Below are 15,225 nucleotides of genomic sequence, written 5' to 3' on the forward strand. Positions count from 1 at the left end.
GCCATGGACTTCGAACTGCCCAAGGAAATCACCGACAAGCTTGCTGAACTGGACGCCTTTATCGAGGCCGAGATCAAGCCGCTCGAGCGCGACAACATCAAATTCTTCGATCATCGCCGCGAGAATGCCCGAACCGACTGGGATGATGACGGACGCCCGCGCACCGAATGGCGCGCGCTGATCGGCGAAATGGAGCGGCGCGCCGACAAGGCAGGGCATCTGCGCTACGGCCTGCCGAAATCATGCGGCGGCCAGGCCGCATCCAACCTTGCGATCGCAGCGATCCGCGAGCACCTCGCCGCCAAGGGACTCGGCCTGCACAATGATCTGCAGGACGAATCCTCCATCGTCGGCAATTTCCCCATCATTCCGGCGCTCGCCGACTACGGCACCGAGGAGCAGAAAAGCTATATCGAGGGCATCATCACCGGAAAGAAACATCTTTCCTTCGCCCTGACCGAACCCGGACACGGAAGTGACGCAACGTGGCTGGAGACGACCGGCGTGCGCGATGGTGATCATTGGATCATCAACGGCCGCAAGCGCTGGAACAGTCAGGTGGCCCGCGCCCATGCCAATCTGGTGTTTGCGCGGACCTCCGGTAAGCCGGGTGAAGCCAGGGGCATCACCGCCTTCATCGTTCCGACCGATACGCCCGGCCATCACGTGCTCTACAATCACTGGACCTTCAACATGCCCAGCGATCACGCGGAGACGGAACTGGTCAACGTGCGCGTGCCCGACAGCGCGATCCTGCACAAGGAGGGCGAGGGCCTCGTCGTCGCGCAGCGCTTTGTGCACGAGAACCGCGTGCGCCAGGCGGCGGCGAGCGCGGGCGCCGCGCGCTACTGCATCCTGAAGGCGGTCGAATACGCCAAAACACGCGTCGCCTTTGGCGAGCCGCTCGCTCGGAAGCAGGCGGTTCAGTTTCCGCTGGTCGAGCTGTGGGCCGAATACGAACTGGTGCGCAACTTCATCTTCCGCACCGCCTGGCAGATGGACCGGCAGAATCCGCTGGAGATCAGCGATATGGTGTCGATCTGTAACTTCCGCGCCAACCGGCTGTGCTGCGAGGCGGCTGATCGGGCGATGCAGGTGCATGGCGGCATCGGTTACAGCCGCGCACTGCCGTTCGAGCACATCTACCGCCATCATCGGCGCTATCGCATTACCGAGGGTACCGAGGAAGTGCAGATAAGGCGCGTCGCGCAATACCTGTTCAACTTCAGCGGCAAGCGTGCGAGCAGCGGATGACCGGGGCGGACGCGTCCGACCGCGGCATCGACTTCGACGTGGCGCGGCTCGATGAATATCTGAAGGATTGGCTCGGTGGCGCCGATCCAACGCGGGTCGAACGCACGCATGGCGGCATGTCGAACCCGACATATTTCGTCCGCCGCGGCGCGTGGCGCGCGGTGCTGCGCAAGCAGCCGAGGAACGTGCTGCCGTCGGCGCATGCGATCGACCGCGAATATCGCGTCTTGACGGCGCTGCAAGGCAGCGCCGTTCCGACGCCAAGACCCTATCGCTACTGCGAGGATCGCGAGATCGTCGGGACGCCGTTCTATCTCATGGAATGGCTGGACGGCCGCGTCTTCAACGAGTTCGGCACGCCGGGACTTGCCCGCGCCGAGCGCACCGAGCTGTTCCGCTCAATGTGCGCCGCGCTGGCCGCCATCCACAGGCTGGATTACCGGGCGCTGGGCCTGGGCGATTTCGGCAGGCCCGGAAACTATTTTGCCCGCCAGCTCAAGCGCTGGTCGGAGCAATGGACAAAATTCCGTCGCGGCGATGACGACAACCCGGCGCTCGACAGGCTGGTGCGCTGGCTTGCCGAGCGCCTGCCCGAAAGCGAGACCGTTACGCTTTGTCATGGCGACTTTCGTATCGCCAACGTCATGTTCCATGCAACAGAGCCGCGCGTGATCGGCGTGCTCGATTGGGAGCTCTCGACGCTCGGTCATCCCCTGGTCGATCTCGCCTTCAACAGCCAGGCCTGGCTGATGGCGCCGGACGAGAATGGCGGATTGCTCGGCTTGCCTCTCGCCGAGATGGGCATTCCATCCGAGGCCGATTATCTGGAACTCTATTACGAACTGTCCGGCGCGACCGAGCGCCTGACGCGATTTCACCAGGTGTTCGCGATGTTTCGCGGTGCAGTCGGCAGCGCCGGCGTCGCCGCGCGCGGCGATCTCGGCACCGGGGTGTTGCCGGACGCCGCGCGCGTCGGACGGCATCTGGCGCGCGCCTATGCGAAGCGCGGTGTCGCGCTGATCGAGGAAGAACGATGAGCATGCGCGAACGGCCCGCCATGACCATCGACGAGGCGATCCGGCGTCGCCGCTCGGTACGTGGCTTTCTGCCCGACGAAGTTCCGGAGGCGACGTTGCGCGAGGTGTTCGCACTTGCGCAATGGTCGCCGTCGAATTGCAACGTCCAGCCCTGGACGCCGCATGTGGTATCCGGCGAAGCCTTGAGACGGCTGCGCGAAGCGCTGGTCACGGCCGGGATGCGGGACGAGCCGATCAAGCCGGACTGGCCGGCTGACGGCAAGTTCACCGGCATCTATCGTGAGCGGCAGGTGGACGCGGCGCAGAAATTATATGGCGCGATGGGGGTCGAGCGGAGCGACGTGGTTGGCCGCAAGATGGCCTATATCCGCAATCACGCCTTCTTCGACGCGCCGCACGCCGTATTGATCTTCATGCCGGCGCCATTCGATACGCGCGAAGCGGCCGATATCGGCATGTATGCGCAAACCCTGATGCTGGCGCTGACCGCGCGCGGCATCGCGTCCTGCGCGCAGGGCGCGCTCGGACTGTTTCCTGAAATCATCCGCGAACAGCTCGGCATTCCCCAGAATTACAAACTGCTGTTCGGCGTTTCGTTTGGCTACGAGGATCACAGTATCAAGGCCAACGCAGCGCGCGTCGGCCGCGCCGATATCGGCGACGCCGTCCGGTTCCATCGCTGAGACAGAGGAGACTTCATCGTGACGGGACCGCTGAACGGCTTTCGCGTCGTCGAGATGGGCGGGATCGGCCCGGCGCCATTCGCCAGCGCGCTGCTCGGCGATCTCGGCGCCGACGTGCTGCGGATCGACCGCATCGCCAAACCGGGCGTCGAGCCGGATTTGCCGCCGCGCTTCGACTTCTACAATCGCAACAAACGCTCGGTCGCGTTCGACCTCAAGCAACCGCAGGCGGTCGCAGCTGTGCTCAATCTGGTGGCGAAGGCGGACGCCCTGATCGAAGGGTTTCGTCCCTCCGTGATGGAGCGGCTCGGGCTCGGTCCCGACATTTGCCACGGGATCAATCCGCGGCTGGTCTACGCGCGCATGACGGGCTGGGGGCAGGCGGGGCCGATGGCGCAGGAGGCGGGTCACGACATCAACTACCTCGCGCTGACGGGCGCGCTGCATTGCCTGGGCGATGCCGACCGGCCGCCGCCGCCGCCGCTCAATCTGGTCGCCGATCTCGGCGGCGGCGCGCTTTATCTGGTGGTGGGCCTGCTCGCGGCGTCGATGGAAGCGCGTCAATCGGGCCGCGGACAGACGATCGACGTCGCGATGATCGACGGTGTCACGCATTTGATGTCGGCATTCCAGGCGTTCCGACAGCAGGGCAGCTGGACCGGACGGCGTGCCGACAACATCGTCGATGGTGGCGCGCCGTTTTACGGCAGCTATGCCACCAGCGACGGCAAGTTTATAGCGGTGGGCGCCATCGAGCCGCAATTCTACGCCAGTCTCCTGAAGGTGATGGGCATCGACGGAGAACGTCTGCCGGACCAGAACGATCGTGCGGCGTGGCCGGAGATGCGCAAGCGCTTTGCGCGGATTTTCGCAACGCGCACGCGCGATGAGTGGGTCGCGAAAGCGGCGGGGCGCGACGCCTGCCTTGCGCCCGTGCTGACGATCGACGAAGCGCCGGAGCATCCGCAGATGCAAAGCCGCGATGTCTACACGTTGTTTGACGGTCTCCGGCATCCGAGCCCTGCGCCGCGCTTTTCCCGCACGCCTTCCGACCTTCGCCGGCCCACGCCATCCGCCGGACGTGACAGCCGGGTGGCACTCGCGGATTGGGGGATTTCGTCCGCGCAAATCGTGGAATTGGAAACCGCCCGCGCGATGGGGCAGGTTTGACGTGGTCGAGCAGTCTGGAGAATGGTCAGGGAAGGCGCCTTCTATCGGCCCAAGGGACCATCCAAGACCATCGGCGGCCGCATCCAGAGGGCTCGAGTCTACGGCGTTAGCGCTGTTTGGCTTTTTCGAGAAGTTTGGCTGGGGAACTAGGATTCGAACCTAGACAAACAGAGTCAGAGTCTGTTGTGCTACCGTTACACCATTCCCCAAGAATTGCTGAACGACATCAATGGCTTAATAAGTCGGCCGGCAATTGCTCTCGGCCGGATCCTGAGAATCCGGCGAACTGGCGCCCTTCTACTCGCTACCTTGCGCCCTTGGCAAGCGCGCGGGGAAGGCGTTGTTGCAAAGGGCCGGCAAATCCGCCGGTATTTTTGGGGCGCGGCCGGGGCCGCAGTCAGGGCCTTGGCCAATGAGCCTTTTGTTCGAAGAACTCGACTTCCGCCCGACGCCGATGGGCGTGCTCAGCCTGCGGCGCCGCAGGCGGCCGATGTCCGATGTCGACGTCTACGAAATCAAGCTCGGCGACGAGTTTCTGATGTCGAGCCAGTACACGTTGGCCGAGATCGAGCTGACGCGGCTTGGCCTCGCGGCGCTCGATCGCGCGGATCTGGACGTGGTGGTCGGTGGCCTCGGGCTTGGCTACACCGCGCGCGCGGTGCTCGAAAACGCCGGCGTGCGCTCACTGATCGTGGTCGATGCGTTGGCCGAAGTGATCGAATGGCACGAGCAGGGCTTGCTGCCGCTCGGCAAGGAGCTCACTAGCGATCCGCGCTGCCGCCTGGCCCATGGCGATTTCTTTGCGATGTCGTCCTCGGCCGAAGGGTTCGACACGGGTGCACAGGGCCGCCGTTTCGATGCCGTGCTGGTCGATATCGATCACTCGCCGCGCAAGCTGCTGCATCCGCGGCACGCCGCGCTGTACGAGCCGGAAGGGCTGGCGCGGCTCGCCGGCCATCTGCGGCCGGGCGGCGTGTTCGCGCTGTGGTCGAACGATCCGCCCGACGATGCGTTCGAGCGCGTGCTGGCGGGCGCCTTTGCGACCTCGACAACCCATGTCGTGACTTTCGACAATTGGCGCGGGGATCACGATGCCAGCAACACGGTTTATGTGGCCGTGAAAGCGGAGTTGCCGGAGGGCGCCGGCTGAGGCCATCGACGCGCGCCGTTACTTGATCTTGTCGTAGGCCGCGGCGAAGTCGGCGAGGGGCATCGGAATGGTGATGCTTTCCTTGGCCATGTTCTGGAACGACACTTTCAGCTGCTTGCCGGATTTCATCGCCGCCAGCATATCCGCCGGGATCGCGCTGTTGGCGTAGCAGCCGCGCTGCTCGCAGGTCTGGATCTGCAAATCCGAAACCTTGCCGTCGTCGACCTGAAGCTTGGCGCCCGCCGGCAGGTTAAGCCCGAGCGGCAGCTGGATGATGGCGATCGGCTGGCGCGTTTCGCCGGCGACGCGGATGTTGAGCAGCACGATCACCTGTCCGGTCTTGGTCAGCACCGCGGTTTGCTCGACCGCGCATTCGAGCGGCGCGTCGCGGCTTGGGCTGGAGCAGCGCGCGACCCAGCCGGGAGGGGCGGGGGTGTTGGCCGGCGCAGCATCGGCCTGCGGGGCCGGCGTCGGCGACGGCGTTGCCTGGGCTGCACGCGGCCCGGCCTTGGCCTTGGGCGCCTGCGGCGCCTGGGCGAAGCCGGGCGAGGCAAGCGTAACGGCGACGACGAATGCGAGCGTTGCTGAAATTTTCACTGATCCGGCTCCGAAATATGTCGCTCTCGGATGTGCCGTCAGGGGCGCAAAGTCAAGTAACTCGCCGGCCGGATCGCTTGCAGGGTTAAATCACTGGCAATCCATCACGCGCGAAGCGAGTTCACTCGGCGGCTTGCTTGACCGCGCCCTGTTGGTCCGGATCGGCCTCGCGATCGGGATGCGCCGGTCGCCCCCAGCGCGCAAACGCATTGGAGAGCCGGTCGAGATAGAGATAGATCACCGGCGTCGTGAACAGCGTCAGCGCCTGGCTGACGATGAGGCCGCCGACCATGGCATAGCCGAGCGGCTGGCGGATTTCCGATCCGGTGCCGGTGCCGAGCATCAGCGGCACGCCGCCGAGCAGGGCTGCCATCGTCGTCATCATGATCGGGCGGAAACGCAGCAGCGCCGCCTTTCGGATCGCGGCCTCCGGCTCCAACTGCTCGTCGCGCTCCGCCGAGATCGCGAAATCGACCATCATGATGCCGTTCTTTTTCACGATGCCGATCAACAGAACGATGCCGATCAGCGCGATCAGGCTGAAATCGAATCCGAACAGCATCAGGATCGCGAGCGCGCCGACGCCGGCCGACGGCAGCGTCGACAGGATCGTGATCGGGTGGATGTAGCTTTCATAGAGAATGCCGAGGATCAGATAGACCACCACGAGCGCGGCGAGGATCAGCAGCGGCACGGTGCCGAGCGATTGCTGGAAGGCCTGCGCGGTGCCCTGGAAACTCGAGTTGAGCGTCGTCGGCGCGCCGATCTCGACCATCGCCTTCTGGACGGCGTTGGTCGCCTGGCCCAGCGCCACGCCCTGGCCGAGATTGAAGCTGATCGTGATCGCCGGGAACTGGCCCTGGTGGCTGATCGACAGCGGCCGCACCGGCACGCTGGTCCATTTCGCGAAGGTCGACAGCGGCACCTGGTCGCCGGTAGTCGGGGATTTCACATAGATCTTGTTCAGGGTGTCGATGCTGCCCTGCAACTCCGGCAGCACCTCGAGGATCACGTGATAGCTGTTGAGCTGCGTGAAGTACTGCGTCACCTGGCGCTGGCCAAAGGCGTCGTACAGCGTGTCGTCGATCAACTGCGGCTGGATGCCATAGCGCGAGGCGGTGTCGCGGTTGATCTTCAGTTCCACCGTGGTGCCATTGGTCTGCTGGTCGGTCGCGACGTCGCGCAGTTCGGGCAGCGTCTGCATTTTCGCCAGGATCTTCGGCGCCCATTCGTTCAGTTCGGCCAGATTGGCGTCCTGCAGCGTGAATTCGAACTGGGTTCGCGTCGGCCGGCCGCCCAGCCGCACGTCCTGCGCCGCCTGCATATACAGCCGGGCGCCCTCGACCTTTTCCAGCTTGGGCCGCAGCCGGGCGATGATCTCCTGCGCTGACGCCTTGCGCTCGTTGCGCGGCTTGAGCGTGATGAACATGTTGCCGTTGTTGCCGGCCCTGCCGCTGCCGCCGATGTTCATGGCGATGGTCGCGACGTCAGGATCGGCCATCACGATCTTGCCGAGTTCCTCCTGATGCCGCTTCATGTCGGCGAACGAGATGTCCTGGCTGGCCTCGGACGTGGCGGTGATCAGGCCGACGTCCTGTTGCGGGAAGAAGCCTTTCGGGATGATCACGAACAGGTAGACCGACAATCCGAGTGTCGCGAAGAAGATCATCAGCGTGGTGAATTTCCAGCGCAGCGCCAGATCGAGGCCGCGCTCATAGGCGCGAAGCATCGTATCGAACGCGCTTTCGCTCCATTGGTAGAAGCGCCCATGCCGGGTCTCATGATGCGACCTGAGGAAGCGCGAGGCCATCATCGGCGTCAGCGTCAGCGACACGATCATCGATACGAAAATCGTCATCGCCAGCGTGACCGCGAATTCGCGGAACAGCCGGCCGATGATGCCGCCCATCAACAGCAGCGGGATCAGCACCGCGACCAGCGAGATCGAGATCGAAACGATGGTGAAGCCGATTTCGCTGGCGCCCTTGAAGGCGGCGGCCATCGGCGTTTCGCCTTCCTCGATGTAGCGGGTGATGTTCTCCAGCATCACGATGGCGTCGTCGACGACGAAGCCGACGGCGATGGTGAGCGCCATCAGCGACAGGTTGTCGAGCGAATAGCCGAACACCCACATCAGCGCGCAGGCGCCGAGCAGGGCCAGCGGCACCGTGATGGTCGGGATCACGGTTGCCCAGAAGCTGCGCAGGAAGATGAAGATCACCATCACGACCAGCGCGATGGTGAGAAGCAGCGTGAACTGCACGTCCTCGACCGCGGCGCGGATGGTCTGGGTGCGGTCGCTGATGACCTCGATCTTGATCGCAGGCGGGATCGCCGCGACCAGCCGCGGCAGCGTCGCCTTGATCTTGTCGACGGTCTCGATGACGTTGGCGCCGGGCTGCTTGAACACGATGAGGAACACGCCGCGTTTGCCATTGGCCCAGGCCGCCTGCTTGGCGTCTTCCGGGCCGGTGACGGCCTGGCCGATATCGCGAACCCGCAGCGGTCCGCCATTGCGATAGGCGATGATGACGTCGTTCCAGTCCTTGGAATCGAGCAGCTGGTCGTTGGCGTAGATGGTGTAGGCGCGGGTGGCGCCGTCGATATTGCCCTTCGGGCTGTCGACGGTGGTGATCGCGATCTGGCTGCGCACATCCTCCATCGACAGGCCCTTGGCGACGAGCTTGGCGGGATCGATCTGGATGCGGATCGCGGGCTTCTGCTGGCCGCCGATGATGACCTGCGCAACACCGGAAATCTGGCTGATCTGCTGGGCGAGCTGGGTGTCGACGGCATCGCTGACGGTGGTCAGCGGCAGCGTGTCCGACGTCGCCGACAGCAGCAGGATCGGCGAATCCGCCGGGTTGACCTTGCGATAGGTCGGCGGCGAGGGGAGGTTCTTCGGCAATTGACCGCCAGCGGCGTTGATCGCGGCCTGCACGTCGTTGGCGGCGCCATCGATCGAGCGGTTGAGATCGAACTGGATGGTGACCGCTGACGTGCCGAGATAGCTGGTCGAGGTCATCTGCGCGATGCCGGGAATTTGCGCGAGCTGGCGCTCCAGCGGCTGCGCCACCGACGAGGCCATGGTCTCCGGACTGCCGCCCGGCAAGCTGGCGGAGACCTGGATGGTCGGAAAATCGACCTGCGGCAGCGGTGCCACCGGCAACAGCGGATAGGCGACGAGACCGATGAACAGAATGCCGGCCATCATCAGCGAGGTGCCGATGGGGTAGCGAATGAAGGGCGCGGAGATTCCGCCGCTCATTTTGCGCCGACCTTGGCCGGCACCGGGTCCGAACTTGCGACCGCGGTCGAAACCAGCGTACCCGGCTGAACCTTGTATTGGCCTGCCGTGATCACCTGCTCGCCGGGCGACAATCCCTCATCGATCACGGAGCGTCCGTCGATCGACCGCGTCACCTTGATCTTGCGCAGTGCGGCCTTGTTGTCCTGGTCGACCGTGAACGCGTAGAGGCCGTCGGTCCCATGCTGAACCGCATCGTCGGGCGCCACGGTGGCGTCCTTCAGCGTCGCAATCAACAGCCGGGTCGAAACCGACTGGCCCGGCCACAGCGCATGGTCCTTGTTGTCGAACAGCGCCTTGAGCCGGATCGTGCCGCTCGTGGTGTCGACCTGGTTGTTGATCAGCGCCAGCCTTCCCGTCGACAGCACGCGCTTGCCGTCGGTCGACAGCGCGATCGTCTCCGGCGGCGCCACCGCTAGTGCAGCCCTGATATCGGGCAGTTGATCTTCGGGGGCCGTGAAGATCACGGCGATCGGTTCGATCTGCGCGATGGTCACAATGCCGGTCTGGGTCGCGGCATTGACGATGTTGCCGACGTCGACCTGGCGCAGGCCCGCAACCCCGGAGATCGGCGCCTTGATGGTGGCGTAGTCGAGCTGGGTTTGCGCATTGAAAATGGCCGCGGCGTCGGCCTCGATCTGCGCCGTCAGCTGCGCGACGGTGGAGCGCTGGGTATCGGTTTGCTGCCGGGTTGCGAATTCGCCGAGCTTGGTAAAGCGCTGCAAATCGAGACTGGCGTTGGCCAGATTGGCTTCGTCCTGGGCTTTCTTGGCCTTGGCCTGATCGAGCGTCGCCTGGAACGGCCGCGGATCGATCTCGACCAGCGTATCGCCCTGCTTGACGAACTGACCCTCCTGGAAGGCGATCCGGTTGATCTGGCCATCGACGCGGGTGCGGACCAGGACAGTATTAAAGCCTTGCACCGTACCAAGGCCGGTCAGATAGACCGGGAAATCGGCCTTCTCGACGGCCGCGGTCTTGACGGCGACGCGGGCCGGTACAGGCCTTTGCGAATGATCGGCCCGGGCAGTGTGGTCTTCGCCATGGAATCGCTGCCAGCCGAAATAGCCGAGCCCGGCCATTGCACCGATCAGCAATAACAGACGGATCGTGCGCGATTTGGACATGCAGGCTTCTTGGGTTCGGGAGGGTATTCAAAAGCGTCCCCAGCGAAGTCCGGTGTAATATGCGCGCCGTTTGGGTGTAAACACACTAAGACTTGAAGAATCCTAAACAATTGGAAAGGTTTGAAGCCTCGCAGCTTGATCAAAAGTGTTGCTCTGCAATGCCTGCCGATTGCGCAACCCGCCGGGCGTTTCGCGCCTGCTGCGCCGTGGTGAATGTCTGCCGCGGTGAATGTATCAAGAGTCATGGCGAGGCGAGTCCTGTGAAGCTCCGGATAATCGCCACCGCGTCAACGTTTCGCGCGGCGAGATCAACGGCTCGTCGAGCTTCCGCAATTGCAGTCGCGCGATTTCGAAACGGTTTGAAACACCACTGGATGTCTGGATGTCGTCCAGAACGCGCGAGCAAGTTGCGACGCTCACCGACTTCCGCGACGAGCTCAAAGCGGTGGTGACAGGCGTCAACATCCCCGGGATGGAAAACGCCGATCGTGTCAGGCAGATCGCGGAAGCGAAGGTCGATCAGTTGTTTCGCTGATGAAGCCACCGAGCCCGGATTGATCAAGCGGCGAGGTGCCGATCTGGCGGCCGCTTGTTTCGATCAATTTAGAACCCTTCAAATCTAGGCCTGCAAAGCCGGCAGAGGAGGCCTTATGGTTCCACGAAATCAGGTCCGGCCGGGACCTCCTGTTTACGGTGCTTCTAGTTTGCATCTCACACTAGGTATGCCTGTGGCGGCTTTTTTCTGGCTGCAGAGCATGGTACGGGATGCATATGCGCGTAGCCTGATTTCGATCTACGTTGATCCAGGCCCTGGTAGAGCGACCTGGGCGCGATGACCCTGAAACGGTCAAATTGACGGCATCTATCACAACCTAATCCGCTACTGGGCCGAAGTATGAATTCCATAGTTGCTCGAACCACCCTCGCTGTAATCGCCGCCTTGGCGATGCTTTCGTCGACCGTGCCTTCGTCGGCCCAGCAGAAGATGGCGCCTGCAGCGCCGCCCGCGCCTGCGGTTCAGCAAGCTCCCGCGGCGGGGCAGCCGGCTGCACAACCTCCGGCCGTTCAGGCTCCCGCGCCGTCGGCGGCCGCAGCGCCAACTGCCGCATCCCCGGCTGCAGAAGCCACCGCGGCGCCGGCCGAGCGTGACAAGCTGCTGAAGGCCGCCGCTGCGGAACTCCGCGAATTGTCGCCGTGGTCGATGTTCAAGTCGGCGGACGTGCTGGTCAAGGCGGTCATGATCGGTCTCGCCTTTGCCTCGCTGCTGACCTGGACCATCTTCATCGCCAAGATGATCGAGATGACCGTCATCCAGCGCAAGCTGCGCAATGCGCTCAAGAAGATCAGCGACTCCCGCTCGCTTGCGGAAGCGCAGTTCGCGCTGGGCGCGAAGGGTAGTGTGCTGTCGTCCTTGCTCGCCGCCGCGATGCGCGAAGCGCGGCTATCGGCGGGTATCTCGAGCGACGCCGGCATCAAGGAGCGTGCGGCGTCGAGCTTTGCCGAGATCGTGCGCGCCGAGGCGCGGCGGATCCGGCTCGGCATGGGCCTGCTCGCCACCATCGGTGCAACGTCGCCCTTCGTCGGACTGTTCGGCACGGTCTGGGGCATCATGAACAGCTTCATCGGCATCTCGAAATCGCAGACGACGAATCTCGCCGTGGTGGCGCCCGGTATCGCCGAAGCGCTGCTGGCGACCGCGATCGGTCTTGTCGCCGCGATCCCCGCCGTCATCATCTACAATCACTTTTCGCGCGTGACCAAGGGCTACCTGGAACTGGTCGGCCGTGCGTCGGGCGCCGCAGGGCGGCTGCTGTCGCGCGATCTCGATCGTACCCATGTCGGCGGTTCGCATTCCCGCGCGGCGGCGGAGTAGGCGATGGGCGCTTCGATTGCAGACAGCGACGACGACGACAGCGATTTTGCGGAATCGCACGAAATCAATGTCACGCCGTTCATCGACGTCATGCTCGTCCTCCTGATCATCTTCATGGTGGCGGCGCCGCTCTCGACCGTCGATCTTCCGATCGACCTGCCGACATCGACGGCGACACCGCAGAAGAAACCGGACAAGCCGACTTACGTCAGCATCAAGCCGGATCTGGCGGTCGCGATCGGCGAGAACCTGGTCAAGCGGGTCGATCTGGTGCGCTCGCTCGACGCGATGCCGGATATGAGCAAGGATAAATATGTGTTCCTGCGCGCCGACCGCGCGGTGCCTTATGGCGAGTTGATGGACGTGCTGGAGATCCTGCGCGCCGGCGGTTATTCCAAGCTCAAACTGGTGACACTCGAAGGCGTTCCGGATGCGGCGGCGTCGGCAGCGCCGGCGCCGGCCGAATCGAAACCTTGATTCTTTTTTTGACGCGTTTTCTTCACGCGAACCGGCACCCACTTCGCTTGAAAACGCTACGGGTAACTGATGACTGACCTCGACGAACAAACAACGTCCCGGCGGCTCTGGGTTTTCGCAGGCGTCTGCGCGCTCGCGCTCCACATCGGCGGCGCGGCGCTGGCGATCTCGCATTTGCAGGCCGAAGAGGCCGACGATGCGCTCGGCGCGACCGCGATCGAGATCGGGCTCGAAATGGCCTCGGTCAACCGCGAGGTGACCGACCTGCCGCCGGGCCCGGATACCGATGCGTCGACGGCGTCACCCCAGCTCGCCGAGCAGAAGGCCGAGGTCAAGGAAACCGAGCTGCCGCAGGACAAGCCAACCGAACCCGAAGAAGCGGACCGGGTGGTGACGGAGACCGAGTCGAAAAAGCCCAAGGAAGACGATCCGAAGATCGCGGCGGTGCAGACCGCAGCCTCGACGGAGTCAGTCGCGTCAGAGGCAACCGCCACCCCCAGTTCCGAGGCGATTCCGGAGGGGCCGCGCTCGATCGCACCGGCCATCGGCACCGGCGAGACGGCGCGCCGCGTGCGTGCGACCTGGCAGAAGGAACTGTCCGCCCATCTCGACAAGCACAAGAAATATCCACAGGGTCGCTCGCAGCAGGCCGCCGAAATCGCTGTTCGTTTCACGCTGGACCGGATGGGGCGCGTGCTTTCGGTCAGCATCGAAAAAGGATCCGGCGACGCGGCCTTCGACGAGGCCGCACTCTCAATGGTGCGGCGCTCCGATCCCGTGCCCGCGCCGCCGCCATTGATCGCGGACGAGGGGTTGAGCTTTACCGTGCCGGTGATCTTCCGAGTCAAATCGAAGAAGGGCTGAGCGGGGTAGCGCGCTGCCGACGACACGATCAAGTTGGGCCACGCGGACTCATGTGTTCCAAAGTCGATACGTAAACTGTTCGAGGCGTGACGGCGGGCTTTCGACGCGCGGAACTATGATGCGATGCGAAGGGCGCGGCGAGCTATTGACGCTGTTGCGATAGGCCGACCCCTGCTAAGAAACGATGTCGCTAATGGGGCTATCTCGGGCTTGCGCTAACGATGCCGCGGCTTCCGGAAAGTGCCGATTTTGTTGCAAAAGTCTTTTTGGGGTGACGAACGAAAATTCATAGAGCCGCTGATGCGTTTTACGCACGGCGACGTGAGGGACCATATTGTTTCATCCAAAATCGATCACGGACCTCCGTAGTGGCGTTGAAAAGCGACGCAGCGGCAGAGAAGTCCAAAGATCATCGTTCGCGAGATTCTTAGGGGTACTCGATTTTCGACTTTTGCAACACAATCTGCCAGGAACGGACCCAAACCGCAGCAAGTTGCGTCTCTATTCGATCACCTCGTCGGCGCGGGCGAGCAGCTTCGGTGGGATTTCGAGGCCCAGCGCTTTGGCGGTCTGGAGGTTGATCATGAACTCGAACCTGGTGGACTGCATGACCGGCAGGTCCGCTGGCTTTTCGCCGTGGAGAATCCGTGCAGCATAGATGCCAACTTGGCGATAGGCATCGGTCAGATGGGTTCCGTAGCTCGCTAGGCCGCCCGCTTCAGCATACGCGCGGAAATCATACATCGCCGGGATCGAATGCCGTGCCGCCAATGCGATCAATTGTTCACGCCGGTTGAAGTAGAACGGGTCGCTCGCGACCAGGAGCGCTCCCGCGGGCGTTTGGACAATGGTCGCAAAGGCCATGTCGAACTCCCGCTCACTGCTGGCGTTCGCGAAGTGCAGTTTCAGCCCGAGCGTGCTGCCAACTTCCTTCAGCTCCTTCGACTGGTTCTCCGCATTCGGATTGGTGGGATTTATGAGCACGGCGATGTCGGTTGCTCCGGGCACTAGCTCGTGCAGCAGCCCCAGTCGCTTCGACTCGAGCGCCGTGGTGAGGTACGTTATCCCCGTGATGTTGCCGCCCGGTCGATTGAGGCTTGCCACAAGACCGAATCTGACCGGGTCGCTGCCATGCCCAAATACGATGGGGATGGTTGCGGTCGCGGCCTTCGCCGCTAAGGCGGCTTGGATGCCGCCGGAAGCGACGAGGACCGACACTTGCTGCTGCACCAGATCGGCCGCCAATGCTCCTAGCCGATCGTAGTAACCTGCCGCCCAGCGGTATTCGAATCTCACGTTATGACCCTCGACATAACCGCGCTCTTTTAGCCCCGCATGGAATCCGGTCAAAGCGTGTGGAGAGCGCGTGTTCGAGCCAAGGTATCCGATAGTTGGCGGCTTGCCCGAATGCTGCGCCCGCGCCGCGAGCGGCCAAGCCGCCGCGCTGCCGAGCAGACCAATGAACTCGCGCCGTCTCATCTACTCCCCCGACGGGACCTCGCTCTGCGTTTGGGCCAAAGGGTACCACATCGCGGCCAAGTTGTGTGGGACCTGGATCGCGGAAAAGGGGGCGTGCCGATGCCCTTAGTGGCGACCCAATGTCTCTTTTGGGTCATTCGCGTCGCTTTGAGCGTGCGACGTTCACTTCCGATCTACCCCGATAAGCGGACAATTTCTAAGCCGGTT

12 protein-coding genes, 1 tRNA gene and 2 pseudogenes are annotated in these 15,225 nt (G+C 63.5%); 10 read left to right on the forward strand and 5 right to left on the reverse strand.

The genetic code is table 11. The features are described 5' to 3' along the window. Positions 1-3: 3 nt before the first annotated feature. From JQ567_RS05760 to JQ567_RS05775, 4 genes are read left to right on the forward strand one after another with little or no spacing between them, the layout of a single operon-like run. On the forward strand, positions 4-1,254 hold the full coding sequence (locus JQ567_RS05760) for an acyl-CoA dehydrogenase family protein (protein WP_212437889.1): 1,251 nt from the start codon (positions 4-6) through the stop codon (positions 1,252-1,254). Further along, complete coding sequence (locus JQ567_RS05765) at positions 1,251-2,291, forward strand: phosphotransferase family protein (protein WP_212437890.1); 1,041 nt, start codon at positions 1,251-1,253, stop codon at positions 2,289-2,291. Before JQ567_RS05760 ends, JQ567_RS05765 begins: the two co-directional genes overlap by 4 nt. Then, a complete protein-coding gene (locus JQ567_RS05770) occupies positions 2,288-2,974 on the forward strand; it encodes a nitroreductase (protein ID WP_212437891.1) in 687 nt (228 codons plus the stop codon). Before JQ567_RS05765 ends, JQ567_RS05770 begins: the two co-directional genes overlap by 4 nt. Before the next feature lie 18 nt (positions 2,975-2,992). After that, the gene (locus tag JQ567_RS05775; protein ID WP_212437892.1) at positions 2,993-4,144 is read left to right on the forward strand and encodes a CaiB/BaiF CoA-transferase family protein; all 1,152 of its coding nucleotides are present in this window, start codon (positions 2,993-2,995) and stop codon (positions 4,142-4,144) included. 135 nt (positions 4,145-4,279) lie between these two features. On the opposite strand, the gene JQ567_RS05780 is transcribed toward JQ567_RS05775, so the two are convergent. After that, positions 4,280-4,353 (reverse strand) — tRNA-Gln (locus tag JQ567_RS05780). 203 nt (positions 4,354-4,556) lie between these two features. On the opposite strand from JQ567_RS05780, the gene JQ567_RS05785 reads away from it, so the two are divergent. Beyond that, positions 4,557-5,294, forward strand: coding sequence for a spermidine synthase (locus JQ567_RS05785; RefSeq protein WP_212437893.1), 738 nt, complete (start codon positions 4,557-4,559; stop codon positions 5,292-5,294). 18 nt (positions 5,295-5,312) lie between these two features. On the opposite strand, the gene JQ567_RS05790 is transcribed toward JQ567_RS05785, so the two are convergent. The 3 genes from JQ567_RS05790 to JQ567_RS05800 form a co-directional block, all read right to left on the reverse strand. Continuing rightward, positions 5,313-5,891: an invasion associated locus B family protein gene (locus JQ567_RS05790; RefSeq protein ID WP_212437894.1), complete on the reverse strand. Its 579-nt coding sequence runs from the start codon at positions 5,889-5,891 to the stop codon at positions 5,313-5,315. Between the two features lie 121 nt (positions 5,892-6,012). Continuing rightward, positions 6,013-9,159 carry a multidrug efflux RND transporter permease subunit gene (locus JQ567_RS05795; RefSeq protein WP_212437895.1) on the reverse strand — a complete coding sequence of 1,049 codons (3,147 nt, stop codon included), beginning with the start codon at positions 9,157-9,159 and terminating at the stop codon, positions 6,013-6,015. Beyond that, positions 9,156-10,325, reverse strand: coding sequence for an efflux RND transporter periplasmic adaptor subunit (locus tag JQ567_RS05800; RefSeq protein WP_212437896.1), 1,170 nt, complete (start codon positions 10,323-10,325; stop codon positions 9,156-9,158). The genes JQ567_RS05795 and JQ567_RS05800 overlap by 4 nt, the downstream gene beginning before the upstream one ends. Before the next feature lie 370 nt (positions 10,326-10,695). Between JQ567_RS05800 and JQ567_RS05805 the strand changes: the two are divergent. The 5 genes and pseudogenes from JQ567_RS05805 (at position 10,696) to JQ567_RS05825 (ending at position 13,539) form a co-directional block, all read left to right on the forward strand. Beyond that, positions 10,696-10,883, forward strand: a pseudogene (locus tag JQ567_RS05805) (hypothetical protein). Between the two features lie 128 nt (positions 10,884-11,011). Next, a pseudogene (locus JQ567_RS05810) lies at positions 11,012-11,224 on the forward strand (PKHD-type hydroxylase); the annotation flags it as partial. After that, a complete protein-coding gene (gene exbB / locus JQ567_RS05815) occupies positions 11,221-12,198 on the forward strand; it encodes a tonB-system energizer ExbB (RefSeq protein ID WP_212437898.1) in 978 nt (325 codons plus the stop codon). The pseudogene JQ567_RS05810 and the gene exbB, both read left to right, overlap by 4 nt. 3 nt (positions 12,199-12,201) lie before the next feature. Then, complete coding sequence (gene exbD, locus JQ567_RS05820) at positions 12,202-12,675, forward strand: TonB system transport protein ExbD (protein WP_212437899.1); 474 nt, start codon at positions 12,202-12,204, stop codon at positions 12,673-12,675. A gap of 69 nt (positions 12,676-12,744) precedes the next feature. Then, positions 12,745-13,539: an energy transducer TonB gene (locus JQ567_RS05825; RefSeq protein WP_212437900.1), complete on the forward strand. Its 795-nt coding sequence runs from the start codon at positions 12,745-12,747 to the stop codon at positions 13,537-13,539. Between the two features lie 501 nt (positions 13,540-14,040). On the opposite strand, the gene JQ567_RS05830 is transcribed toward JQ567_RS05825, so the two are convergent. Continuing rightward, complete coding sequence (locus JQ567_RS05830) at positions 14,041-15,018, reverse strand: ABC transporter substrate-binding protein (RefSeq protein WP_212437901.1); 978 nt, start codon at positions 15,016-15,018, stop codon at positions 14,041-14,043. Positions 15,019-15,225: the final 207 nt, after the last annotated feature.

It is taken from the genome of Bradyrhizobium sp. AUGA SZCCT0431, from assembly GCF_018131065.1.
Taxonomy (GTDB): domain Bacteria; phylum Pseudomonadota; class Alphaproteobacteria; order Rhizobiales; family Xanthobacteraceae; genus Bradyrhizobium.

Excerpts from the sequence above, each read along its gene's own strand:
- JQ567_RS05760 (WP_212437889.1), top strand. The coding sequence starts at position 4 with ATGGACTTCGAACTGCCCAAGGAAATCACCGACAAGCTTGCTGAACTG.
- JQ567_RS05765 (WP_212437890.1), top strand. The coding sequence starts at position 1,251 with ATGACCGGGGCGGACGCGTCCGACCGCGGCATCGACTTCGACGTGGCG.
- JQ567_RS05770 (WP_212437891.1), top strand. The coding sequence starts at position 2,288 with ATGAGCATGCGCGAACGGCCCGCCATGACCATCGACGAGGCGATCCGG.
- JQ567_RS05785 (WP_212437893.1), top strand. The coding sequence starts at position 4,557 with ATGAGCCTTTTGTTCGAAGAACTCGACTTCCGCCCGACGCCGATGGGC.
- JQ567_RS05795 (WP_212437895.1), bottom strand. The coding sequence starts at position 9,159 with ATGAGCGGCGGAATCTCCGCGCCCTTCATTCGCTACCCCATCGGCACC.
- JQ567_RS05800 (WP_212437896.1), bottom strand. The coding sequence starts at position 10,325 with ATGTCCAAATCGCGCACGATCCGTCTGTTATTGCTGATCGGTGCAATG.
- exbB (WP_212437898.1), top strand. The coding sequence starts at position 11,221 with ATGAATTCCATAGTTGCTCGAACCACCCTCGCTGTAATCGCCGCCTTG.
- exbD (WP_212437899.1), top strand. The coding sequence starts at position 12,202 with ATGGGCGCTTCGATTGCAGACAGCGACGACGACGACAGCGATTTTGCG.
- JQ567_RS05825 (WP_212437900.1), top strand. The coding sequence starts at position 12,745 with ATGACTGACCTCGACGAACAAACAACGTCCCGGCGGCTCTGGGTTTTC.
- JQ567_RS05830 (WP_212437901.1), bottom strand. The coding sequence starts at position 15,018 with ATGAGACGGCGCGAGTTCATTGGTCTGCTCGGCAGCGCGGCGGCTTGG.